The organism is Streptomyces sp. NPDC002896, from assembly GCF_040295225.1.
GTDB lineage: Bacteria > Actinomycetota > Actinomycetes > Streptomycetales > Streptomycetaceae > Streptomyces.
Map to the genome: position 1 here is coordinate 311627 of NZ_JBEOVA010000006.1, position 22780 is coordinate 334406.

The window sequence follows — 22780 nt, forward strand, 5'->3', positions numbered from 1 at the left end:
CGGGCGCGGGCTCCCCGGTCACGCCGTGCCCTCGGCCGGCAGCTCCAGGCGCAGCTCGTAGCCGCCGTCGGCCGTCGGTCCTGAGGTGACGGTGCCGCCGAGGAGTGCGGCCCGCTGCCGCAGACCGACCAGGCCGTAGCGCGCACTGGGCAGGGGAAACGGGGGCCGGGTCGGTGCCGTGTTGGTGACGGTGACGCGGACGGCGCCGTCCTCGTGGGCGATGCGGACCGTCGCGGTGGCGCCGGGGGCGTGCTTGCGCACGTTGGTCAGCGCTTCCTGGACGGTGCGGTAGATGGCGCGCTGAACGGTCTGCGGAGGGCTGCCGGGCAGGTCCGTCACCAGCTCGGCCTCGATGCCGCTGCCGTCGACCAGCCGCTGGAGATCGGCCAGCGCCGGCTGCGGAGTCAGCTCCGTCAGGCGGCCCCCCGAGTCGCGCAGGACGCTGACCATGTGCCGCAGCTCGTCCAGGGTCTGCACACTCAGCCGCCGGATCGTCGCCGCGGCCTCCTTGGCTTCCGCGTCCCGCGTGCCGACCTGGAGTGCTCCGGCCCGCACGGCGATCAGGCTGACCTGGTGGGAGACCACGTCGTGCATCTCGCGCGCGAGCTGCGCGCGCTCCTTCGCCAGCACGGCCTGGGCGGTCAGCAGCCGCTCATGGTCACGCGCCTCGGAGATCTCGGCCAGCTTCAGCGACAGGTCACGCCGGACCTGGACGAGCTGGCCCAGGAAGACGGGCGCCGCCGCTGTCGCCAGGGTGTAGCCCAGGGTGATCAGCGTCGGCGGGTGGAAGAGGTCCAGCTTCGGCGACGGCCACGAGGTCATATCGCCGAACGTGAACGCCAGGGCGCAGACGGCCAGCAGAATGCGGTTGCGGCTGAGCGAGGCGAGCGTGAACAGCGCGGCCAGCGCGGCGAAGATCGCGTCGGAGAGCATGACGGAGGGAAGCGTGAGCAGGAAGGTGAGCAGCGGCACGTGCCGGCGCAGCAGAAGCGCGAAGGCGGCGGCGAGGGCGACGCCCATGCGCAGCGACTCTGCGGGGTCGACGTTGACCCAGACGTCCACCAGCGCTGCGGCGACGAGTAGGGCGTCCCGCAGCGGGGTGGTCAGGCGGCGAGGGATCATTCCGCCTCCTCGTCACGCGGCGGCCTGAGGAGGCCGGCCCGTTCGGCGAGCAGGGCCGCCTGGACGCGGCCGCCCACCCCCAGCTTGGTGAGGATGGCGCTCACATGGTCCTTGACCGTGCCGGTGCTCAGATGCATCCGGGCGGCGATGTCCGTGTTGGACAGCCCCTCGGCGACGAGGATCAGCACGTCCCGCTCGCGGTCGGTCAGCCGGTCGAGGCCCCTGGCCGCGGCCTCCTGGCCGCCCGCCCCGAGGAAGCCGTCCACGACCGTCCGGGTGACCTTGGACGACAGTACGGTGCCGCCGTCGGCGAGGGCGCGCACCAGGAACGGCAGCTCCTCGGGGTCGGTGTCCTTGAGCAGGAACCCGGCGGCGCCCGAGCGGAGTGCCGTCTCCACGTACTCGTCCATGTCGAATGTCGTGAGCATGGCCACCACCGGAGGCTCGGGCAGGCGACGGAGGTCGGCGAGGACGGTGAGCCCGTCCACGTCCGGCATCCTGATGTCCAGCAGCACGACGTCGGGGCGCGTCTCCTGCACGGTCTGGACGGCCTGGCCGCCGGCCACCGCCGCGACGACCTCGATGTCGTCCGCCGCGTCGAGGATGTGCTGGAAGCCCGTACGGATCAGGGCCTCGTCGTCGACCACCACTACCCGGACCACGTGTGCTCCACTCGCCGTCTTCGCCGTCGGACCACTCTCCGATTCGTACCACGCGGCGGGGCGCCCCGCGGCTGCCCGACACCGGGTCCGGCCGGGCGGCGGGACCGGGGCAGCCAGTCGGCGGGGGCGGTTCCGGACACCTGCCGGATGGTTGAAGCCACACGCTTCGCCGACCCTTGAGGACATGACGCACGACGCATCAGGGGCCGTGCCGTCCGGGGCGACACCCCTTGGCCCGGGCACACCGCTCCGCCCCGACCACCCGGCACCATGCCGGGCCGGGAAGGAGGTCAGCCATATGGCGGTCCGCCTGACACTTCTGTGTGCGAGCACCTGGGACGCCACAAGGGATGCGATCTTCGGCGACGGTGCTCTGAACGAACGCGCCCTGCTCGAGGCGCGCGCCGTCCGATCGCTCCCTCTGTACTCACCGGCCGTCCGTGCGCCATCGGCCCGCTGTGCGCAGCTCGCCGACGCCCTCGGTCTGGAGACCACCGTCGAACGCGCGCTGCGCGACCTCGACTACGGAGAGTGGTACGGCCGCACCGTCGACGACGTGGTCGCCGACGACCCCTACGGGTTCCACACATGGCTCACAGACCCCGATGCCGCGCCACACGGAGGCGAGTCCGTACGCGGGCTCTGCCGCCGGACGGCGAACTGGCTGAACAGCGTGGATCCCGACACGGGACACGCACTGGTCATCGCCGACGAAGCTGCCATCCGCGCGCTGCTGCTCCATGCCCAGGGCGCGCCGACACGAGCCTTCCGGCATCTCGACGTACCGGCCCTGTCCACGGTCTGCCTCACGCCGAGCAGCGGCTGCCGGCACATCCGGATCGATCCGGTCCTGCGCTACGTGACCGGCGGGCGCCGGGCGACCGACGCGGTCGTCAGCGCCTCCTGAGGCTCACGGCATTCCTGAGGCTCATCGGCGCCTCCTGCGGCCTCATCGGCGCCTGCTGAGGAACAGGGCCCCGCAGAGGGCGCCGATGACGGCCGTGCTGAGCAGCGCCAGCCACAGCGGCATGATCACCTCGGGGATCAGCACGCGGATCGTGGTGCTCTGGGTGTTCTGGAATATGAAGACGAGGGCGAGGACGGCGAGCACGACGACGGCGATCCTGCCGGCCGTCACCGCCGAGCCGCGCGAAGCGCGTGTGCCACCGCCCGTGGAGAGCTTCGGGCTCATGAGTGGCCCCTTCCGTCGGAGGGTCGTCCGGCTTCCCCGACCAGCATGGACGGCCGGCCGGGGTTACCGCGCGGTGGACGTTCCCCCGGAGTGGGGCCGGGACCATACCGGTGGCCCCGGCCCCGTGCGGGTGCGGTCAGCCGCGTACGACCGGCAGCTGGAGCACGCCGGTGTCGTCGGGAGAGCTGGTCACGGTGACCGGCTTGATGCCCTTGTTGCCGAAGTACGCGTCGTCGCTCGCCGCGACGACGAACTCGACGCGGTGCCCCTTCTCGTAACGGTGCACGATGCCCGGCAGGGTCACGGTGAAGCTCCTGGTGACGTCCGGGACCCGCACCGGCGCCACGAGACGGTGCACCAGGGACCTGGTGCCGTCGGGGGCGACGTCGTACAGCTTGGCGAAGAGCACGAGCTTGTCCGCCGCGTCGGCCGAGTTCTGCACGCGCTCGGTCGCGGGTGAGACGACCTTGAGGGTGGCCCTGGGCGCGCCCACGACATCGACGGCCTCCGTCAGCGGTTCGCTGGTCCAGCCGAGGTAGGTGCCCTTGGTGTCGTACGGGTCGGGGTCGGTCACGCCGACGACTCCGGCGAGCGAGCTCTCGGAGTGGCTGGTCGGCGTGAGCCAGTTGCGGTAGACGCGGCTGCCACGCGCGACCTTCTTACGGTTGTCGACGAGCTTGCCGTCACTGGACAGATACAGCGTCCGGTTCAGAGCAGGCACCTGGGTCGCCGTGCCGTAGGTGGCGCCAGGGTCGGTGATCCAGTCGCGGTAGTAGGCGAGGGCGGGTCCGGTGTCGACGTCCTTCTTGTGCTGCAGATAGCGGTCGAACCACGCGAGGATGCGCCTGCCGACATAGCTGGTGTCCAGGTTGCCCTGGCTGAGGTTGAGCTCACCGGCCGCCGGGTCGGTGAGGCCGCCGCTGTGGCCCCAGGACTGCCAGATCATCTTGGTCGCGACGCCGTTCGCCTTGAGCGTCCGGTACGTCGCCTCGGCCTCGTTGAGGTTGAAGAGACTGTCGGCCTGGCCCTGGACGAGCAGCGTCGGCGCCTTGACCTGGTTCAGATAGGAGACGGGCGACACGCTGCGGGCGTATGCGAGCAACTGCCGTGTCGCGTCGGCGGGGTAGCGGCCGGAGTTCAGCGTGCGGACCGTCTCGCAGGCGTCGCTGACGAAGTGCAGGCAGCTGAGCGAGTTGATCCGCGATGGATCGAGACTGGGAACGAGCAGCGGCTGCCCTTCCCCGATGAGGTAGAAGCCGTTCGTCCACTGCCACTTGAAGGCCCCGGGCACGTCGGTGGCGCCCACCGCGTTGTTCGGGTCGAGCGAGTACGCCAGGTCGTTCCAGGTGATCAGCGGGACGAGGGCGTCGACGCGGTGGTCCACTGCGGCGGTCGCCATCTGGATCGCGCCGCCGTACGAGCCGCCGACCATGCCGACGCGCGGGTCGCCGCTGCCGTCCTGGGTGACGTAGTCGGCCTTCGTCCCGTCGTCCGCGGCTCGCTCGCCTGCGAGGAAGTCGACGAGCCCCGAGGCTGCCTGGCCGTCGATGCGCGGGTCGTCGAGCGAGACGAGACATCCGGAATTGCCGAAGCCGAGCCCGGAGTAGACGAGACCGACATAGCCGCGGGCCGCGAACGCCTTGCCGATGGCGTCCGTCGAGCCGTCCGCCTTGCTGCCGCCGAAGCCGTTGGTGGCGAGGACGGCGGGCGCCGGGTGGCTGCTGTCCACCCCGGCAGGCCGGTACAGGTCGGCGTCGATCGTGCACGCACGCCCTCCGGCCTGGACCGTGAACTTCAGCGGCGTGACGGCGTATTGGCCGGTCGCGCTGGCAGGCGCGGGTGCCGTGAGCGCGAGCGGTGCGGCCAGGGCCGCACTGACGGCGAGGGCGAGCGGCGTACGGGAACGGGGCCGGAACAGGGACGCGCGGGATCTGGGCACGGCACGGGACACGGGTGCACGGGACACGGGTTCCTCCACGCTGAGGACGGCTACCGACCGGTAAGTACCGGCCCGGGTCATGCTCGGACACGTGTCATAGACGGGTCAACGACCGTAACGAGGGATTCTTGACGGAGATTCAGTGGAGCAATCGTGTCTCAGGTCGAGCACGGACCGAGTCACGCCAAAGTGACCGCGTTACGTCAGGGCAGGCACATCCAGCGCCAGAGTCCCCGCGTCGGCGTCCAGTTCGGCCCCCACCCCGAACGGAACCGTCAACGCCCCCTCGCAGTGCCCGAATCCGAACTCCTCCAGCACCGGCACCCCGAGCCCGCCCAGCCGGTCGGCGAAGACGGCCCGCACCTCCTCGGGCGCTCCGCACTCCACCCACGAACCGAGCGCGATTCCCGCGACGCCGTCCAGCCAGCTGGCGCGCAGCAGCTGCGTGAGGATCCGGTCGAGGCGGTACGCCTCCTCGCCGATGTCCTCGATCATGAGGATGCCGCCGGCCGCTGAGCGTCGCGCGAACGGTGTGCCGAGGTCGGCGGCGAGCAGGCTGACGCAGCCGCCGAGGGTGATGCCGTGCGCGCGTCCTGGCACCAGGGCCGCGCCGGGCGAGGAGATCGTCTGCACGCGCTCGGGCTCGAAGAGCGTGGCCCGCAGATGCTCCTGCGCCCTCGTGCTCTTGAGGAAGTCGACGCCCGCGACCATCGGCCCGTGCAGGGTGACGAGCCCCGTCCGTGCCGCGAACGCCTCGTGCAGCGCCGTGATGTCGCTGAACCCGAGGAACACCTTGGGGCCCGCGGCACGCATCGCGTCCCAGTCGAGCAGGTCCACCATGCGCTGGACGCCGTAGCCGCCGCGGGCGCACAGCACCGCGTCCACGGAGGGATCGCACCAGGCGTTCTGCAGGTCGGCGGCGCGGTCCTCGTCCGTGCCCGCGAGGTAGGCGAACTCCCGGTGTCGGTCCAGGACATGAGGCCCCACGACGACGTCCAGGTCCCAGGCCCGCAGGATGTCCAGACCTGCCCCCAGCCGCTCCTCGGGCACTGGCCCGCTGGGCGCGACGACGGCGACACGGGCACCAGGGGAGAGCCGGGCAGGACGCGTCAGAGGGATCACGCGGCGGACTCCGTATCAGCTGCGGGACGGTTCACTTGCTGAGCTCCAGGGTCGGTATGCCGGGCATGTCCAGGCCGAAGGCCTGGGCGTACAGGGAGAGTTCGGACTCGAGGGCGCGGATCATGGTGTCGGCGCGCCGGAACCCGTGCCCCTCGCCCTCGAACGCGATGTACGCGTGGGGGACGCTCCGCCCCTCCATCCGGGCGAGGAACCGCTCGCACTGCGCGGGCGGGCAGATCACGTCGTCCAGTCCCTGCAGCAGGAGGAAGGGCGCGGTGATCCGGTCGGAGTGCTCCAACGGGGACCGCTCCGCGTACCGGCCGGGCACGTCGGCGAGCGGCCCGATCAGCGACTCCAGGTACTGGGACTCGAAGTCGTGGGTCTCCCCCGAGGCCCACCCTTCGAGGTCGAGAACCGGGTAGATGATGGTGCCGCAGCGGTAGACATCCGTGCTGGTCAGGGAGACGGCCGTGGTCCAGCCGCCCGCGCTGCCGCCGCGGATCGCGAGCCGGTCCCGGTCCGCGGTGCCCTCGTCGGCGAGGGCGAGGGCGACGGCCGCGCAGTCCTCGACGTCGACGACGCCCCACTGTTCGCGCAGCCGGTTGCGGTACTCCCGCCCGTGCCCGGTGGAGCCGCCGTAGTTGACCTCCGCGACGCCGATGCCGCGTGACGTGAAGTAGGCGATCTCCAGGTCGAGGACGAGCGGGGCGCGGCCGGTGGGGCCGCCGTGCGCCCACACCACGTAGGGCGGCAGTTCGTTGCCGGGCGCGACAAGACCGGGGTGGTGGGGCGGATAGACGTGGGCGTGGATGTCGCGGCCGTCGGGCCCGGTGAAGGTGCGGATCTGCGGTTCCGGGTAGTACGTGGGGTCCACCGGGTCGTCGTGCGCGGCACCGATCACCCGCGCGTGGCCGGTGCCGGTGTCCAGCTCCACGACCTCGTACGAACTGCGGGGGCTGGCGGCGACGCCGAGGACGCGGGTGTCGTGCGCGGAGAGGGTCGGTGCCCACTCGGTCCAGGGGCCTGCCGTATCGACAACCTCACCGGTCTCCGGGTCGAGCACGCCGAGGGCGGTGGCGCCCCGGCCGTGGGCGACGGCGATCAGGCCGCTGTCGAGCGGCGCGAACCACCGCAGGCCGATTTTCCACAGCGCCCCTCCGAACTCCTCGTCGCGCGGGCAGAGCGGGGTGGCGCCGCTGCCGTCGGGGGCTGCCCGGTACAGGTTCCACCAGCCGGAACGGTCGCTCGCGAACAGCAGCCGCCCGTCGGCGGCCCACTCCACCTGCGGGATGGACTCCTCGGGGCCGCCCGCGACAGACACCGGCTCCCCGAATGTCCCCTCCGCGGTGACATCCGCGAGCAGGATCTCCGTCCCGTCCCACGGCATCCGGGGATGGTCCCAGGCCAGCCACGCGGCGCGCGTGCCGTCGGGCGAGAGGCGGGGACCGCTGACGAACCGGTGCCGGGCGTCGGAAAGTTCCCGCACGGCGGCGCGGTCCTGGGCGGCCGAGCCGTCGAGCGGCACCGCGGCGATGACCCGCCGCACATCGGCCGGCCCGTCCCCGGTGAACTCCTCCAGTACGCACCAGACCTCGCCCCGCTCAAGGTGCAGGCTCGGATCGGCCCAGCGCAGGCCGCCACCCACCGGTGAGAGGGGCGTGAGCGGGCGCGGCTCGGCGCCGGAATCGTCGGGCTCGTAGGCGTACAGACGCTGGTCCGCGAAGTTCACGAACACCAGCAGGGGTCCTTCTGGACGCTCGGCGGCGGCCCATGGCCGCCCGCCGTACTCGATGACGCGGCTGCGTACGTTCCACGGGGCGGGCAGCACCGACTCCTCGCGGCCTCCGGCCCGCCGCCGTACCAGCGTGCGCCGTCCGCCCTCCTCGGGCCGCGGCTCGGTCCACCATGCCTCGGCTCCGACCCAGCCCACGTACTCGGGCTGCCCGTCGTGCGCGGCGGCCAGGTCCGCGCCGATCGGCGACGACCACGATCCGTACGGCCGGGTCTCCACCATCTCCCCCACTTCTCTAGGCCGTTCGCAGAAAGCGCTCGAGGACGCGGACCCCGAAGTGCAGCGCCTCGACCGGTACGCGCTCGTCCACGCCGTGGAACAGGGACCAGTAGTCGAAGCCCTCGGGCAGCTTCAGGGGCGCGAACCCGTAGCCGGTGATGCCGAGGCGGGAGAACTGCTTGGCGTCCGTGCCGCCCGCCATGCAGAACGGCACTACATGCCCCCCGGGCGCGAACTCCTCGACCGCCGCCCGCATCGCGGCGAACACCGCCGAGTCGACGGGTGCCTGCAGGGCCACCTCGCGGTGGTGGAACTCCCAGTCCACGTCGGGCCCGGTCAGCTTGTCGAGGGTGGCGCGGAACTCCTCCTCCGTACCCGGCAGATAGCGGCCGTCGATGTAGGCGGTGGCCTCTCCCGGGATGACGTTGATCTTGTAACCGGCGTCCAGCATGGTCGGGTTGGTGCTGTTGCGCAGTGTCGGCTCGACGAACGCGGCGGCCCTGCCGAGCCGTTCGACGAGGGCGTCCGCGTCGAAGGACTCGTCGTCGACGTCCAGCGGGCGGCCGTCGATCGTCTCGATGCCGTACAGAGCGGCGAGTTCGCGCAGGGCGGCCTTCACTGTGGGGGTGAGCCGCAGCGGCCAGGGGTGGGCGCCGATGTCCAGGACGGCCTGGGACAGCCGCATGATCGCGTTCTCGCTGTTGGCCTTCGATCCGTGCCCGGCCCGGCCGCGCGCGGTGAGCTTGAGCCAGGCGGTGCCCCGCTCCCCCGCCGCGATCGGATACAGCTCGTTGCCTCGGCCGTCGTGGAAGGTGAACGCACCGGACTCGCTGACGCCCTCCGTGCAGCCCTCGAAGAGGCCGGGGTGCTCGTCGGCGAGGAAGCCGGAGCCGTCGGCTGCGCTGTCCTCCTCGTCGGCGGTGAAGGCGATCACGATGTCGCGCCGGGGCCGCACTCCGGCCCGCGCCCAGTGGCGTACGACCGCGAGGATCATCGCGTCCATGTTCTTCATGTCGACCGCGCCGCGGCCCCATACGACGCCGTCGCGGATCTCCCCGGAGAACGGGTGCACGCTCCAGTCCTCCGCCTGTGCGGGCACGACGTCCAGATGGCCGTGCACGAGCAGGGCATCGGCGGACGGATCGGTCCCTTCGAAGCGCGCGACCACATTCGTACGGCCCGGGGTGCGCTCGAGCAGCACCGGCTCGAGGCCCGCTCCGGCCAGCTGCTCCGCCGCGTACTCGGCGGCGGGCCGCTCCCGGCAGTCCCCGCCGCCCCGGTTGGTCGTGTCGATCCTGATGAGGTCGGACGTGAACGTGACGACCTCGTCCAGCGCCTGCTGATCCACCTGGTCAGCCATACTGCTCCTCCACCGCGGCCGAGACGATCGTGGTGACCGCCTTGAAGGTGCGAATGGTCTCGTACATCGTCTCGTGGGTGTAGGCCACCTTCCGCTCGCCGGACAGTGCCACGCCCGGCACCACGGTGGCCGCCATCGACAGATGATCGGCGTCGAACTCCAGCTCTACGGTGAACGGCCCGCCGTGGACCGGCTCGTGGCGCACCGCCAGCGGCGCCGCGTGCTTCGCTGCGGCCCTGATCTCGGCTGCCATACGCGCGGGCGTACGGCACACCGCCGCGTACCGCGACACATGGTCCTTGACGGCCACCTTGAGCGCCCCCGGTGCGTACCCGAGGGCGTCCTCGCAGGTCAGATTGTCACCGGTGACGAGCACCACCGGCACACCGAACTCGGCGACCACATGCGCGTTCAGCAGACCCTCGCTCGCCCTGACTCCGTTGAGCCACACACCGGTGATGGAGTTGGCGAGGTACGTGTGCGCGAGGACGCCCTCCATGCCCGCCCCGGTGTGGTACCCGACGAACGCGACGCCGTCGACGTCCCCGTGCTGCACGCCCTCAACCATGGACAGCGCCTTGTGGCGGCCGGTGAGCATCTGCGCCCGTTCGTCGAGGCGCTCAAGGAGCAGATTGCGCATGGTCCAGTGCGCCTCGTTGATAAGCACCTCGTCGGCGCCACCGTCGAAGAACCCGAGCACGGCGGCGTTGACGTCCGAGGTGAACATCGAGCGGCACCGCTCCCACTGGGCAGTGCCCGGCAGCACGTCGGCGGGCCAGGTCACGCCCGTGGCACCCTCCATGTCGGCGCTGATGAGGATCTTCATGCTGCGTCACGTTACGCGCCGAGCGGGGAACCGGCCAGGACACGACAGGACGGCCCGCCTCGCTGTACGAGGAGGGGTCAGAGGGCGCGGCCGAAGAGGTCCAGCAGCGCCGTCCAGTGGCGTTTCGTCGCCTCGGCGCTGTACATCGCGGTGTCGGCCTGGGTGAAGCCGTGGTGGGCGCCGGTGTAGACCTCGGTGCGGTGGCGGACGCCCGCGGCGGTGAGGGCCTTGTCGAGGCGGTCGATCTGCTCCGGGGGCAGGGTGGCGTCCTGGTCGGCGTGGCCGAAGTACAGCTCGGCGGTGATGCGGTCGGCCAGCAGGTGGGGGCTGTCCGGCGCGTCGGTCGCGAGGTACGCGCCGTGGAAGCCGGCCGCGGCGGCGACCCGGTCCGGATAGGTGCCGGCGGTGCGCAGGGCCAGGCCGGCGCCCATGCAGTAGCCGGTGACGCCCACCGGTCCTTCGAATCTGGTCAGGGGGGATGCGGCCAGCCAGTCGAGGTAGACGCCGGCGTCCCGCATGGCCGCCTCCGGGGTGAGTGTCTGCGCGGCCGGACGGAGGGCCTGGATGATCTCCGGTCGCTCGGCCGGGTTGATGAACTCGGGCAGCTCCACCAGGGGCGCCCGGCCGTGGCGGTAGAAGACGTTGGGGACCAGGACCGTGTAGCCGGCGGAGGCGAGGCGGTCCGCCATCTTCTTGAGGTGCGGGCGCAGCCCGAAGGCGTCCATGTAGAGCAGGACGGCGGGGTGGGGAGCGTTGTCGTCGGGGTGGGCGAGGTAGGCGTCGGCGGTTCCGTCCAGGGTCGGGATGTCGACGGATGATCCGTGTACGGCGGCGCTCATGGGTCTCTCTTCGTTGTGGCGGAGGACTGCGTAGGGGTTCTCGACGGCCGCTGGTCTCAGTCGCCGCTGATCGTCGCGCGGGAGCCGCCCGCCGGGCCCCTGACCGCAGCGTCGGTCAGTTCCTTCACGCGGGCGGCGGGAACCGGGACGCCCGGCGTCTCGAAGAACCAGCGCCCCGTCTCCTCCTGGCTCAGCCCTTCCGGCCGCTTCGCCATGTACGGCAGAACGTAGACCGGGGTGCCGGGCTCGCTGCGCCAGCTGTCGGCCAGGGTGCCGATGTCCACCGCGTCGTAGCCGAGGGCGTCCAGCAGCCCGGTCACCTGCCCCTTGGCGGCCGGGTCGTCGGCGGCGACGGGGAGGGCGCTGCGGTCGGGGTCGCCGGCGGGCCGGGCGCTGGTGAACAGGCGGCGGAAGTCGATGTTGTTGAACGCCTTGACCACGCGGGAGCCCGGCAGGTGCCGCTGCACCAGCTCGCTGGAGGTCAGTTCGCCCGCGTCCAGCTCGGCGAGGCGGCCGTCGCGCTCCGGGTAGTAGTTCATCGTGTCGATCACGGTCTTGCCGGACAGTGCGGCCGCGGGGAGCTGTGCGTAGGCGTTCAGGGGGATGGTCGCCACGACCAGGTCGCCGGCCTGCGCGGCCTCGTCGGGCGTGGCCGCGCGGGCGCGTTCGCCGAGTTCGGCGACGAGGTCGGCGAGGGTCTCGGGACCGCGGGAGTTGCTCACCACGACGTCCATGCCGGCGGCCACCGCGAGGCGGGCCAGCGCGCCGCCGATCATGCCGCTGCCGATGAGTCCGAGGGTCTGGGGGGTCACGGCGTCAGAGCTCCCTGAAGTGAGGTGTCGTATGTGAAACTGAGTGTCACGCTAGTGACTGAGTACCGACTCTGCAAGCGGGGATCGTCGAGGGAGCTACGATCGGGGGGTGACCGGGACTGCGCGTACGAACACGAGGGACATCGCCCGGGCCGCCGTGCGGGCAGAACTGGCCCAGGTGGCCTTCGATTTGTTCCGCCGTGAGGGCTTCGACAAGGTCACCCTCGACGACCTGGCCGCGGCCGCGGGGGTGTCACGCAGCACCTTCCTGCGCTACTTCGGCACCAAGGAGGACGCCGTCCTCGGCGCCTTCGACGGCTACGACCGACGCGTCGCCGACGCCCTGCTCGCCCGTCCCGCCGACGAGGACGATTGGACGGCTCTGCGGCACGCCGTGGGCACCCTCATCGAGCGCTACCGCGAGGACCCGGCCGGCTCCCTCGCGACGACCCGGCTCGTGCGGGACACCCCCGCCCTGTGCGCCCGGCACCTGACGAAGCAGCACAACTGGCGCCCGGCCCTGGCACAGGCCCTCGCCGAACGCGCCGGGTCCACCCGGCCCCCGACGCTCGGCCAGTCGGTACGGGCCGCGGCCGCACTGGACTGCCTGAACGTCACCCTCGACCACTGGATCGCCTCCGAGGGCCGACTCGACCTCGTCGAGCTGCTGGACGAGGCCTTCGCCGCACTCGCGGCGCGGTGAGCGCGGGCACCGGGACTTCGGCGCGGAGCCGTCTGCGTGAACCGGGGAGAGGCCCTCTCCGTGTCGGGCACACCGCCTCGGCCGGTGGCTGTCAGATGGTTACGGTCCGCCGCCGCCACTCACTGTGAGCTCGCCGTGAGCACGCCCCCGTCAGCCGCATCCCGAGCAGGCGAGGCGGGCGTCGCCGTCTGAGGCCGGGCCGACGGGAAGGCTGCCGGGCCGCACGGCACATACACGCCACGGAGAAGGGAACTCCATGACCAGCAACACCGAGACCGGCGAGGTCACGGGTACGAAGGACAAGGACTACAACCTGATCTGGTACGTCGAGTCATGCCTGAACAACGCTCTGCGGCTGGAGACCTACATCCGCGACGCCGAACGCGAGAAGGACAACGAGGTCGTGGAGCTTTTCCGCAAGGCCCAGTCCGACAGCCGGAAGGGCGCCGAGTTGGGCAAGCAGCTGCTGCGCACCCGGCTCGGCTGACACCGCACCTCAGGGGGAAGGCCGACCGGGACGGTGAGCCGGCCGGCCTGCCCCGCCACCTGCGAGGGAGTGCCCCGTGATGAGCACGTCATCCTGGTCCACCATCGCCCAGGTCCGCATCCTCGACGGCAGTGCACCGGCCAGGGACGCGGTTCGGGCCGCGATAACTCGCTCGTTCGACACGCTTGAGGTTCCCGTGAGCGCCGGCGGGGCGGGGGAAGCAGCGCCGGCCGAGCCCTCCGGAATCGCGGCCGATCAGCCCTTCGGCGTCGAGACGGCCGGCAGGCGTTTCTGCACCGACCGGGCCCCTCTCGCGCCCGCCGGCTCGGGCCCGGCCACCGTCGAGCTCATCGGCGACGTCGACGCGATCGACCGCGTGGCAGCCGTGCTCAGCGCCGAGTTCGTCGCGGAGCACATCTTCGACGACCCGACGACCCTGACGCTGCGCGTCCACCCGGACACGCCCCGGCCGGGAGTGCACATGCACACCAGGCGCTAGCCCGACCCCACTGGCGCGTCGTCGGAGCAGCGCGTCACCAGGTATGGCACCGGAAGACGGGCGGAACGTTCAGTCTTCGTGCCCGAGTTGCAGGTCCCGCTCCGTACGCCCGCCCGCGGCCACCCGGAGGACCGTGGCCACCGGCGGATAACCCGCCGCGATGACCGTGTACTCGCCGGAGGACAGGTCGACGAACCGGAACGTTCCGTCGTCGCCGGTGGTCAGCGTGTCCACCACGTTGCCCGCCGCGTCCAGCAGTGTCACCCGGGCATCCGCGACGGGACGGCCGTCACCTGCGCGCACGGTGCCGCGCAGCACCGCGCCGCCTGCGAGCTCGACGTCCTGGCGGGTCTCGCGGGACGCCTGCACGGTGACGGGCAGGGCGACCGGCCGGAAGGCGGGCGCACTCGCGGCCAGGGTGTACTCGCCGGCTACCAACTCGGTGATCACATAGCTTCCTTCACGCCCGCTGCGCGTGGTGGCGACGACCTCGCCGTGCACATTGGTGAGGGTGACGACGGCGTCCCGCACCGGCGCGCCGTCGGCGGTCAGCACACTGCCCGCGAGCCGCCCGGCGCCGCCGAGCACCACGTCGAGCTCGACGGGCCGCTCGCCGACGGTCACCGACACCGCCTGGGGCTGGTGGCCCCCGGCCGCGGCGATCAGGACGTACGAGCCGGAGCCGGGCGTGGACAGCGCGTACCGCCCGTCGTCGCCGGTCGCGCCCCGCCCGATCTGCCGGCCACCGACGTCGATGAGGGTGAGCGCGGCGCGCGGGACGGCGGTGCCGTCGGAGTGCTGCACCAGGCCGCAGACGGGCACTCCGGCGGCGTAGGCGGAACGCGCCTGGGGGACCTGCGCGGCGGACGAGGGCTCGGCGGCGGGGCTCTGAGGGGGCGTTGCACTGGACAACAGGGGTGTCTCCTTGAGGAAGCAGGCGATCAGCAGGCCGAGGACGAGCACCGGCACGAGATAGAGGAAGATCCGCGGCATGGCGTCGGCGTACGCCTGGATGTAGCCGTCGCGCAGCGCGGCGGGCATCGCGTGGACGAGGCCCGGGGTGATGGACTGCGGATCCGGCAGGTCCGCGCCGGACGGAAGGCGGTCGGCGAGCGCGTCGGCGAGCCGGTTGGCGAAGAGGGTGCCAAAGATGGCGGCGCCGACGCTGCCGCCGATCTGCCGGAAGTAGTTGTGGGCGCTGGTGGCCGTGCCGAGGTCGGCGACGGGCACCGCGTTCTGCACGGCGACGATCAGCACCGGCAGGACGAGACCGATACCCGCGCCGAGGACGGCCATCCAGATGCTGTAGTGCAGCCGGGGCGTGTCGACTTCGAGCCGGGACAGCAGCCACATGCCGGCGACGGACAGGGCTCCACCGAGGACGGGGTAGATCCGGTAGCGGCCGGTACGGCTGATGAGCTGGCCGGAGACGATCGACGCGCCGACGATGCCGCCCATCATCGGGAGCATCAGCAGCCCGGACTCGGTGGCGCTCACCCCGTCGACCATCTGCAGAAACGTCGGCAGATAGCTGGCCGCGCCGAAGAGCGCGACGCCGACGACCATGCCGACCAGGCTGGTGAGGGCGAACACCGGGTCGCGGAACAGCCGCAGCGGGATGAGGGGTTCGGGCGCGAAGTGCTCGGCGACGAGGAACAGCAGCGCCGCACCCACGGCTCCTGCGCCGAGTCCGATGATCATGCGCGAGTCCCAGGCGTACTCGGTGCCGCCCCAACTGGTCAGCAGCACAAGACACGTGGAGGCCCCGCTGAGGAACAGCATGCCGAGCACGTCGAGCCGCTGCCTGGCCGTGGGCCTCGGCAGCCTGAGCACGACGGTGACGACGGCGAGCGTGACGAGCCCGAAGGGCACGTTGAAGTAGAAGCACCAGCGCCAGGAGAGGTGGTCCGTGAAGTAGCCGCCGAGGAGCGGTCCCGCGACCGAGGCGAGGCCGAACGCGGCCCCGATGAGGCCCATGTAGCGGCCGCGGTCCCGGGGCGGCACGATGTCGGCGATGATGGCCTGGACGCCGATCATGAGGCCGCCCGCGCCCACACCCTGGACGGCGCGGAACGCGATGAGCTCGTCCATGGACCGCGACCAGCCGGCCAGCGCCGAGCCGACGACGAAGACGACGATGGCGAACTGGAAGACGCCTTTGCGTCCGAAGAGGTCGCCGAGCTTGCCGTAGACGGGCAGCCCGATGGTGGCGGTGAGCAGATACGCGGTGATGGCCCAGGACATCTTGTCGAGGCCGTGCAGCTCTCCGACGATCTTCGGGAGCGCGGTGGCGACGATCATCTGCTCGAGTGCGGCGAGCAGCAGCGCGAGCATCAGCCCGAAGAAGACCATCCGGACGCGACGCGCGTCGAGTTCGGGCGCGGCAGCGGGATCCTGGTGCGGGGCCTGCCCGGCCGCCTCCCCGTCTAAGAACCCCGCCGTAGCCGACCGGCCGTCCGGGGGCGCCGGCGGCGGCTGGACGGTGCTCGTCCGCCCGCCCTGCTCGGCGCCCTTCGCCAGTGCCGTCCCGCCCACGTCTCCGCTCCCCTCGTCGCGCTTGCGCCGCCCATTTCTCGCATTAGGCGACAACTACGAGCAAGCACGACGAGTCACCTCGGAACCGGGCACGGTGCACGTCATCCCCGGTGGGAGCCCTACGGCGTACAGCCGAGCCGAGCGGAAAACCACTCGAAACGGTGAGAGTGAGAGCAACTCGTACGGGTTAACCGACGGCCTCTCAGGGCTCCGCCCCGGGCGGAGCCGGATTTGCGCCCCCGGGGGCTACTTCTCCGTCTCGGCGGCGAGCTTCGCCAGCACCGCGTCGTAGATCCGGCCGAGTCCCTTGGGCGCGAAGGTCTTCTCGAAGAAGCCGCCGATGCCGCCCGCGCCCTGCCAGACCGTGGTCACGACGACGCGCGACTTGCCCTCGCCCGCCGGGGTCACCCGCCAGGTGGTGACCATCGAGGAGTTGCGGTCCTTCTCGACGAGTTCACCGTCGGTCGGCTCGGTCACGTCGAGCAGGCAGTCGCGAACCCGCTTGCTGGTGGCCTGGAGCTTCCAGTGGACGAGGGTGCCCGCACCGTCGCCGCCCTCGCGCACCTCGTACTCGCTGAAGTGCTCGGGCAGGAGCCTCGCGCGCGTGCCGCTGTAGTCCGACAGCGCATCCAGGACGTCGTCCGGCTGGGCCGCGATGATCCGCTCCGTGGTGGCCTCTACCTGCGCCATTGCACTTCCTCCAGGGCTTGATGTTGCAGGGGTTGCGATCAGCCAACCACCCCTCGACCGGGTGGCCCAAATCGGGGTGGCGTCCGCCGGGTCCGCCACCAGGCCGCCAGGTCCGCCACCGGGCCGGGGCCCGCTCGCTCGGCCGTCCCGGCACCGAGTCGCACGATCAAGGGAACATGTGTTCTATTCTGGGTCCAGTGCTACCGAGGAGGGTTCATGCGCTGGGAGAACCTCACCGACGGTCCCGCCGGGGACCGGACCCGGGACGCCGCGCTGTTCGGCACGGACGTGGTGACCACCCGCACCTTCGACACCCCGGAGTTCCGCGGCATCACCTTCCACGAGATCCGCGCCCGGTCGATCATCAACCGCGTCCCCGGGGCGTCGCGCATGCCCTTCGAGTGGACGGTCAACCCGTATCGGGGCTGCACGCACGCGTGCGTGTACTGCTTCGCGCGCAAGACGCACAGCTATCTGGACCTCGACACCGGCATCGGCTTCGACACCCAGATCGTGGTGAAGGTCAACGCCCCGGACCTGCTGCGCCGCCAGTTGGCGTCGCGCCGGTGGCACGGCGACCACATCGCGATGGGCACCAACGTGGACTGCTACCAGCGCGCGGAGGGCCGCTACCGGCTGATGCCGGGCATCATCTCGGCCCTGACCGACCACGCGAACCCGTTCTCGATCCTCACCAAGGGCACGCTCATCCTCCGCGACCTCGATCTGCTGTGCCGGGCCGCCGCCGTGACCGACATCGGCATCTCCGTCTCCGTCGGCTTCACCGACCAAGAGCTGTGGCGCACCGTGGAGCCGGGCACGCCCGCGCCGGAGCGGCGCCTGGACGTCGTACGCACCCTCAGCGAGCACGGCATCGACTGCGGCGTGCTGATGGCGCCGGTGATCCCCTTCCTCGGCGACCACCCCGGCCAACTGCGCGCGACCGTCCGGGCGATCGCCGCGTCCGGCGCGACCTCGGTGACACCGCTCGTGCTGCATCTGCGGCCGGGTGCGCGCGAGTGGTTCATGGCGTGGCTGGGGCAGCACCATCCGCATCTGGTGGGGCGGTACGAGCGGCTGTACGCGGAGGGCGCGTACGCACCCAAGTGGTACCAGCGACGGATCACCCGTCAGGTGCACGAACTTGCCGAGGAGTTCGGGATCGGCCCGTCACGCGCGCGTGCCGCACGCCGCATCCCCATACCGGAGGCGGAACCGGAGCCCGTCGCCGGACCGACGCAGCTGACCCTCCTCTGACCTGCCCTGACGGCACGTCACCACCGGTGGCGATAAACATGACGTGATCCAAGGCGCCTGCCGATCGGGTCAATTCTTCGCTGATCACGTCATTTCTTTTCAGAACGCCTTCTTCCAGCCGGACTTTCCGGGACGATCTGCGGGGGCCGTGGCGCTTACGGCCCTTAACCCCCCCCCCCCCGCAGTCCTGGGAGGCTCGATTGAAGAAGAGAGCAGCCGCTCTGTGCGGCGTCGCCGCCGTGACGGCCGGGATGATCACGGCCGTCCCGGCCAGCGCCGGCTCCGCGACCGCACCTCACACCACCCAGACCACCACCAAGCCCCAGAAGCTCACCTGGAAGAAGTGCGGCACCGAGAACTATCCGACGCTCCAGTGTTCGTCGGTGAAGGTGCCGCTCGACCACTCACGGCCGGGCGGGCGGCAGATCACCCTCGCGCTGTCCCGTGTCCCCCACACCGCGAAGACCTCCCAGGGTCCGCTGCTGGTCAACCCGGGCGGCCCCGGCGGCAGCGGTCTGACACTGGCCGGTTTCGTCGCCTCGTCGCTGCCGAAGAAGGTGGCCGCGCAGTACGACGTCATCGGTTTCGATCCGCGCGGCGTGGGCGACAGCGAGCCCGCGCTGAACTGCCGCCCGGGCCACTTCGACCCGGTACGGCCCGACACCGTGCCGTCGACCGCGGCGATCGAACGGGCCAACCTGAACCGGGCCAAGGCCTTCGCGAAGGCGTGCGCCGACAAGTACGGCGACGTGCTGCCGTTCATGGACACGATCAGCGCGGTCAAGGACATGGACACGATCCGCGGCGCGCTCGGGGCGTCGAAGATCAACTACTTCGGTTACTCGTACGGCACCTATCTGGGTGCGGTCTACGGGAAGCTGTTCCCGCACCGCGTACGGCGCATGGTGCTGGACTCTATCGTCGACCCCACCGGCGTGTGGTACGAGGACAACATCCAGCAGGACTACGCCTTCGACGCCCGTCACAAGGCGTTCATGGCCTGGATCGCCAAGCACGACGCGACGTACAAACTGGGCACCGACCCCGCGACGATCGAGGCCAAGTGGTACGCGATGCGCGCCGCCGTCGCCAAGAACCCCGCGGGCAAGAAGGTCGGGGCGTCCGAACTCGAGGACACCTTCATCCCCGGCGGCTACTACAACGGCTACTGGCCCTATCTGGCACAGGCGTTCGCGGCCTACGTCAACGACAAGGACTCCGCTGCGCTCGTCAAGGCGTACGAGACCTTCGGCGCGGTCGACTCCGAGGGCGACAACGGCTACAGCATCTACACGTCGGTGCAGTGCCGGGACGCGTCCTGGCCGCGCGACTGGAACCGCTGGCGCACCGACAACTGGGAGGTGTACGCGAAGGCGCCGTTCATGGCCTGGAACAACGCCTGGTACAACGCACCGTGCGCCTTCTGGCCGACGCGTACGCTGTCCGCGACGGACGTCTCCAACAACTCGCTGCCACCGGTCCTGCTGTTCCAGGCGACAGAGGACGCGGCCACTCCGTACCAGGGGGGCGTCGTCATCCACAACGAACTGCGCGGCTCCAGCCTGGTGGTCGAGCAGGGCGGCGGAAACCACGGCATCACGCTGGGCGGTAACGACTGCCTGGACGGATACCTGTCGACGTACCTGTCGACCGGGAAGGTGCCCCGCGGCACGGGCGAGGCCGACGCGGTCTGCAAGACACTGCCGGATCCCGAGCCTTCCGCTGCGAAGAGCTCTCCGCCTTCGCGGGGCGGGGCACTGCACGGGCTGCTGGGCTTCCGCGGCTGAACAGTGCGACAACGCCGGGGGCGCGGACGGGCGGTCGACTCGACGCACGTCCGCGCCCCCGGCGGCGCATATGGCCCTGGGACACCTTGAAGTGACAGTTCAGCCCGGCAGCCGGGCCAGCGAAGCCGAGGCCGCGGCCGACAGCCGGGGATGAGCGCAGGCCGCGGTCAGGACCAGGCGGGCGCGGGAGTCGCCCAGAGCGCCCAGGCCCTCCACGCAGGCGAGGGCGATCCGCCAGTACGGGCTCTGGGGTGACAGGAGCCGTTCGAGCGTGGCGATAAGTGCCGGTGCGCTCTCAGGGGCCCGCAGCTCGGTCAGCAGACGCACGGGGTAAAGCGCGTACGCGGTGCGCAGCTCGTTCGTCGCCAGGGCCGCCGCGGCCCGGGCCGTCCGCGGGTCCCGGAGGCGCGCCAGCGCATGAGCGGCCGATGCGCAGCGCTCGGGGTCCCGGTGGTTGAGCAGCAGGACGAGCGCCTCGAAGGCGCGCCGATCGCCGGCGCAGCCGAGCCGGAACGCGGCGAGTTCACGCGCCCACAGCGGTTGCCCGTCGGCGGTCAGTACGGCCGCTAGTTCGTCGAGGCGGTCGGTCGCGACCAGCCGCTCGTACACCTCCGAGCCGCCCGACTCCTTCCCTAAGCGGATCGTGAGCGTTCGCAACTCTTCGTCCATGCGCTCGTCCATGGCGCCCGAGACTAGCGGCGACGCACGTCACACACCCAGGGGGCAACGCACAGGACCAGGGGACTGGCGCGCTCGTTACTCACCGGTTAAGCTCAGACGAGCGGGAAACACCCCCGCACCCCACTCATGGCGGCCTGGTGACGCAGCCGCCGCGAGGAAGTCGGTTCGGTACTCCAGTACCGCAAGTACGACGAGGCTCCGGGACAGGGCCCGTCGGTTCTCCCTCACCGGGCGTGTGCAGTGCACTGCTCACGCGCCGCCCGGAAGCGGCATCCACTTCCGCCCACTGCCCGCCTCCGCATGGCAGGGGCTCCTCAGTCGTCACTTCCACTTTCAGGAGTCCTCGATGGACACTCCTCTGCCCTCCCTGAACACCATCGCCGTCGTCGGACTCGGCACCATGGGCACCGGCATCGCCGAGGTGCTGACCCGTGCCGGACGCGAGGTCATCGGCATCGACATCAGCGAGGCCGCCGCCACCCACGCCGTCGACGCCCTGGCCGCCTCGACCGCGCGCGCCGTGGAGCGCGGGCGCCTCACCGAGCAGGAGCGCGGCGATGTGCTGGCCCGCTTCCGCACCTTCACCGACCTGCAGGCGGCGGCCCGAGCCGACCTGGTGATCGAGGTCGTCCCGGAGTCGTACGAGATCAAGCAGCAGGTCTTCCGTGAGCTGGACAGGATCGTCCGCCCCGACACGATCCTCGCCACCGGCACGAACGCCCTGTCCGTCACGCGGCTCGCCGCGGACTCCGCCCGCCCCGAGCGCGTGCTCGGCCTGCACTTCTTCAACCCGGCGCCCGCGATGAAGCTCGTCGAGGTCGTCTCCTCGGTGCTCACCGCGCCGGCAGCCGTCGCGGCCGTCACCGACCTCGCGCTCGAACTCGGCAAGGAACCTGTCGCGGTCGGCGACCGGCCCGGCTTCGTCGCCGACGGCCTGCTGTTCGGCTATCTCAACCAGGCAGCCGCGATGTACGAGGCCAAGTACGCGTCGCGCGAGGACATCGACGCCGCGATGAAGCTCGGCTGCGGCCTGCCGATGGGTCCCCTCGCGCTGCTCGACCTCATCGGCATCGACACCGCGCGCACGGTCCTGGAGGCCATGTACGCCGCCTCGCACGACCGGCTGCACGCGCCCGCGCCCATCCTCAAGCAGCTCAGCGAGGCGGGCCTGACCGGCCGCAAGTCGGGCCGCGGCTTCTACACGTACGAGGCGCCGGGCAGCGTCACCGTCGTTCGCGACGCGCTCACCCCGCTCGAGGGTGGGCAGCTCGCCACCGGACGCACCGTGCGCTCGGTCGGCGTCGCGGGCTCCGGCACCATGGCCTCCGGCATCGCCGAGGTCTTCGCCAAGGCCGGGTACGAGGTCGTGCTCGCCGCGCGCAGCCAGGAGAAGGCCGAGGCCGCCAAGTCCCGTATCGGCAAGTCGCTTTCGCGCTCTGTCGACAAGGTCCGGCTGACGGCGGAGGCGGCGGCCGAGACGCTGGACCGGATCGTTCCGGCCGGTTCGTACGACGCATTCGCCGACGTCGATCTGGCGGTGGAGGCCGTCGCCGAGGACCTGGAGGTCAAGCAGCAGCTGTTCGCCGCGCTCGACAAGGTGTGCAAGCCGGGTGCCGTCCTGGCCACCACCACGTCCTCGCTGCCCGTCGTCGCCTGCGCCCGCGCCACCTCGCGCCCGCAGGACGTGATCGGCATGCACTTCTTCAACCCGGCGCCCGCGATGAAGCTCGTCGAGGTCGTGCGCACGGTCCTGACCGGGAATGACGTGCACGCCACGGTCCTCGAGGTGTGCGCCAGGATCCGCAAGCACCCGGTGGACTGCGGCGACCGTGCGGGCTTCATCGTCAACGCACTGCTGTTCCCGTACCTCAACAACGCGATCAAGATGGTGCAGGAGCACTACGCCTCGCTCGACGACATCGACGCCGCGATGAAGCTCGGCGGCGGCTACCCGATGGGCCCGTTCGAACTCCTGGACGTGGTCGGCCTGGACGTCTCGCTGGCGATCGAGCGCGTCCTGCACCGCGAGTTCCGCGACCCGGGACTCGCCCCGGCGCCACTGCTCGAGCACCTGGTGGCCGCGGGCTGCCTCGGCCGCAAGACGGGCCGGGGATTCCGCGAATATGCACGGCGCTGAGGCACACGAGGACTGGTCCAGGGAGCGCGCCGACTGGGGCGGACTGCTCGATCCCGCCGGAAACGCTCTCCCCGCTCCGGGCGGGGGGAGCCCCGGTCGTGCGCGTTCCGGTGCGCGGA

General features: G+C 71.2%; 20 protein-coding genes. 7 read left to right on the top strand and 13 right to left on the bottom strand.

The window, feature by feature from the left end:
* Positions 1–18 precede the first annotated feature (18 nt).
* Complete coding sequence (locus ABT009_RS13010) at positions 19–1122, bottom strand: sensor histidine kinase (RefSeq protein WP_351292676.1); 1104 nt, start codon at positions 1120–1122, stop codon at positions 19–21.
* Positions 1119–1784 carry a response regulator gene (locus tag ABT009_RS13015; protein ID WP_351292678.1) on the bottom strand — a complete coding sequence of 222 codons (666 nt, stop codon included), beginning with the start codon at positions 1782–1784 and terminating at the stop codon, positions 1119–1121. Before ABT009_RS13015 ends, ABT009_RS13010 begins: the two co-directional genes overlap by 4 nt.
* Before the next feature lie 298 nt (positions 1785–2082).
* Between ABT009_RS13015 and ABT009_RS13020 the strand changes: the two genes are divergently transcribed.
* Positions 2083–2691 carry a histidine phosphatase family protein gene (locus tag ABT009_RS13020; RefSeq protein ID WP_351292680.1) on the top strand — a complete coding sequence of 203 codons (609 nt, stop codon included), beginning with the start codon at positions 2083–2085 and terminating at the stop codon, positions 2689–2691.
* A 42-nt stretch (positions 2692–2733) separates the two neighbouring features.
* Here ABT009_RS13020 and ABT009_RS13025 read toward each other — a convergent pair whose 3' ends face one another.
* The 8 genes from ABT009_RS13025 to ABT009_RS13060 form a co-directional block, all read right to left on the bottom strand.
* Positions 2734–2976, bottom strand: coding sequence for a lipopolysaccharide assembly protein LapA domain-containing protein (locus ABT009_RS13025; protein WP_351292682.1), 243 nt, complete (start codon positions 2974–2976; stop codon positions 2734–2736).
* A 136-nt stretch (positions 2977–3112) separates the two neighbouring features.
* Complete coding sequence (locus ABT009_RS13030; protein WP_502989868.1) at positions 3113–4927, bottom strand: CocE/NonD family hydrolase; 1815 nt, start codon at positions 4925–4927, stop codon at positions 3113–3115.
* Between the two features lie 186 nt (positions 4928–5113).
* Positions 5114–6037 carry a S66 peptidase family protein gene (locus ABT009_RS13035; protein ID WP_351292684.1) on the bottom strand — a complete coding sequence of 308 codons (924 nt, stop codon included), beginning with the start codon at positions 6035–6037 and terminating at the stop codon, positions 5114–5116.
* Positions 6038–6068: 31 nt separating this feature from the next.
* Entirely contained in the window at positions 6069–8051 is a 1983-nt protein-coding gene (locus tag ABT009_RS13040; RefSeq protein ID WP_351292686.1) for a S9 family peptidase, read from the bottom strand.
* Between the two features lie 13 nt (positions 8052–8064).
* Positions 8065–9408 carry a M20/M25/M40 family metallo-hydrolase gene (locus ABT009_RS13045; protein ID WP_351292688.1) on the bottom strand — a complete coding sequence of 448 codons (1344 nt, stop codon included), beginning with the start codon at positions 9406–9408 and terminating at the stop codon, positions 8065–8067.
* Positions 9401–10234 (bottom strand): M55 family metallopeptidase, encoded by an 834-nt coding sequence (locus ABT009_RS13050; protein ID WP_351292690.1) that lies wholly within the window; start codon positions 10232–10234, stop codon positions 9401–9403. The genes ABT009_RS13045 and ABT009_RS13050 overlap by 8 nt, the downstream gene beginning before the upstream one ends.
* A gap of 77 nt (positions 10235–10311) precedes the next feature.
* On the bottom strand, positions 10312–11073 hold the full coding sequence (locus ABT009_RS13055) for a dienelactone hydrolase family protein (protein ID WP_351292692.1): 762 nt from the start codon (positions 11071–11073) through the stop codon (positions 10312–10314).
* Between the two features lie 56 nt (positions 11074–11129).
* Complete coding sequence (locus ABT009_RS13060) at positions 11130–11885, bottom strand: NADPH-dependent F420 reductase (protein WP_351292694.1); 756 nt, start codon at positions 11883–11885, stop codon at positions 11130–11132.
* 109 nt (positions 11886–11994) lie between these two features.
* Here ABT009_RS13060 and ABT009_RS13065 point away from each other — a divergent pair, with 109 nt between their 5' ends.
* The 3 genes from ABT009_RS13065 to ABT009_RS13075 all read left to right on the top strand — a co-directional run bounded on the left by ABT009_RS13065 (position 11995) and on the right by ABT009_RS13075 (position 13574).
* Positions 11995–12588, top strand: a complete 594-nt coding sequence (locus ABT009_RS13065; protein ID WP_351292696.1) for a TetR family transcriptional regulator — start codon at positions 11995–11997, stop codon at positions 12586–12588.
* A gap of 256 nt (positions 12589–12844) precedes the next feature.
* Positions 12845–13075, top strand: a complete 231-nt coding sequence (locus ABT009_RS13070) for a hypothetical protein (protein WP_181657581.1) — start codon at positions 12845–12847, stop codon at positions 13073–13075.
* A gap of 79 nt (positions 13076–13154) precedes the next feature.
* A complete protein-coding gene (locus ABT009_RS13075) occupies positions 13155–13574 on the top strand; it encodes a hypothetical protein (protein WP_351292699.1) in 420 nt (139 codons plus the stop codon).
* A gap of 69 nt (positions 13575–13643) precedes the next feature.
* On the opposite strand, the gene ABT009_RS13080 is transcribed toward ABT009_RS13075, so the two are convergent.
* Both ABT009_RS13080 and ABT009_RS13085 read right to left on the bottom strand, forming a co-directional pair.
* Complete coding sequence (locus ABT009_RS13080; RefSeq protein WP_351292701.1) at positions 13644–16109, bottom strand: MFS transporter; 2466 nt, start codon at positions 16107–16109, stop codon at positions 13644–13646.
* Positions 16110–16355: 246 nt separating this feature from the next.
* A complete protein-coding gene (locus ABT009_RS13085; RefSeq protein ID WP_351292703.1) occupies positions 16356–16799 on the bottom strand; it encodes an SRPBCC family protein in 444 nt (147 codons plus the stop codon).
* A 216-nt stretch (positions 16800–17015) separates the two neighbouring features.
* On the opposite strand from ABT009_RS13085, the gene ABT009_RS13090 reads away from it, so the two are divergent.
* Both ABT009_RS13090 and ABT009_RS13095 read left to right on the top strand, forming a co-directional pair.
* Positions 17016–18056, top strand: a complete 1041-nt coding sequence (locus tag ABT009_RS13090) for an Rv2578c family radical SAM protein (protein WP_351292705.1) — start codon at positions 17016–17018, stop codon at positions 18054–18056.
* Between the two features lie 200 nt (positions 18057–18256).
* The gene (locus ABT009_RS13095) at positions 18257–19843 is read left to right on the top strand and encodes an alpha/beta hydrolase (protein WP_351292707.1); all 1587 of its coding nucleotides are present in this window, start codon (positions 18257–18259) and stop codon (positions 19841–19843) included.
* 99 nt (positions 19844–19942) lie between these two features.
* Here ABT009_RS13095 and ABT009_RS13100 read toward each other — a convergent pair whose 3' ends face one another.
* On the bottom strand, positions 19943–20512 hold the full coding sequence (locus ABT009_RS13100) for an adenylosuccinate lyase (protein ID WP_351292976.1): 570 nt from the start codon (positions 20510–20512) through the stop codon (positions 19943–19945).
* 358 nt (positions 20513–20870) lie between these two features.
* Between ABT009_RS13100 and ABT009_RS13105 the strand changes: the two genes are divergently transcribed.
* Complete coding sequence (locus tag ABT009_RS13105) at positions 20871–22661, top strand: 3-hydroxyacyl-CoA dehydrogenase family protein (RefSeq protein ID WP_351292709.1); 1791 nt, start codon at positions 20871–20873, stop codon at positions 22659–22661.
* Positions 22662–22780 lie beyond the last annotated feature (119 nt).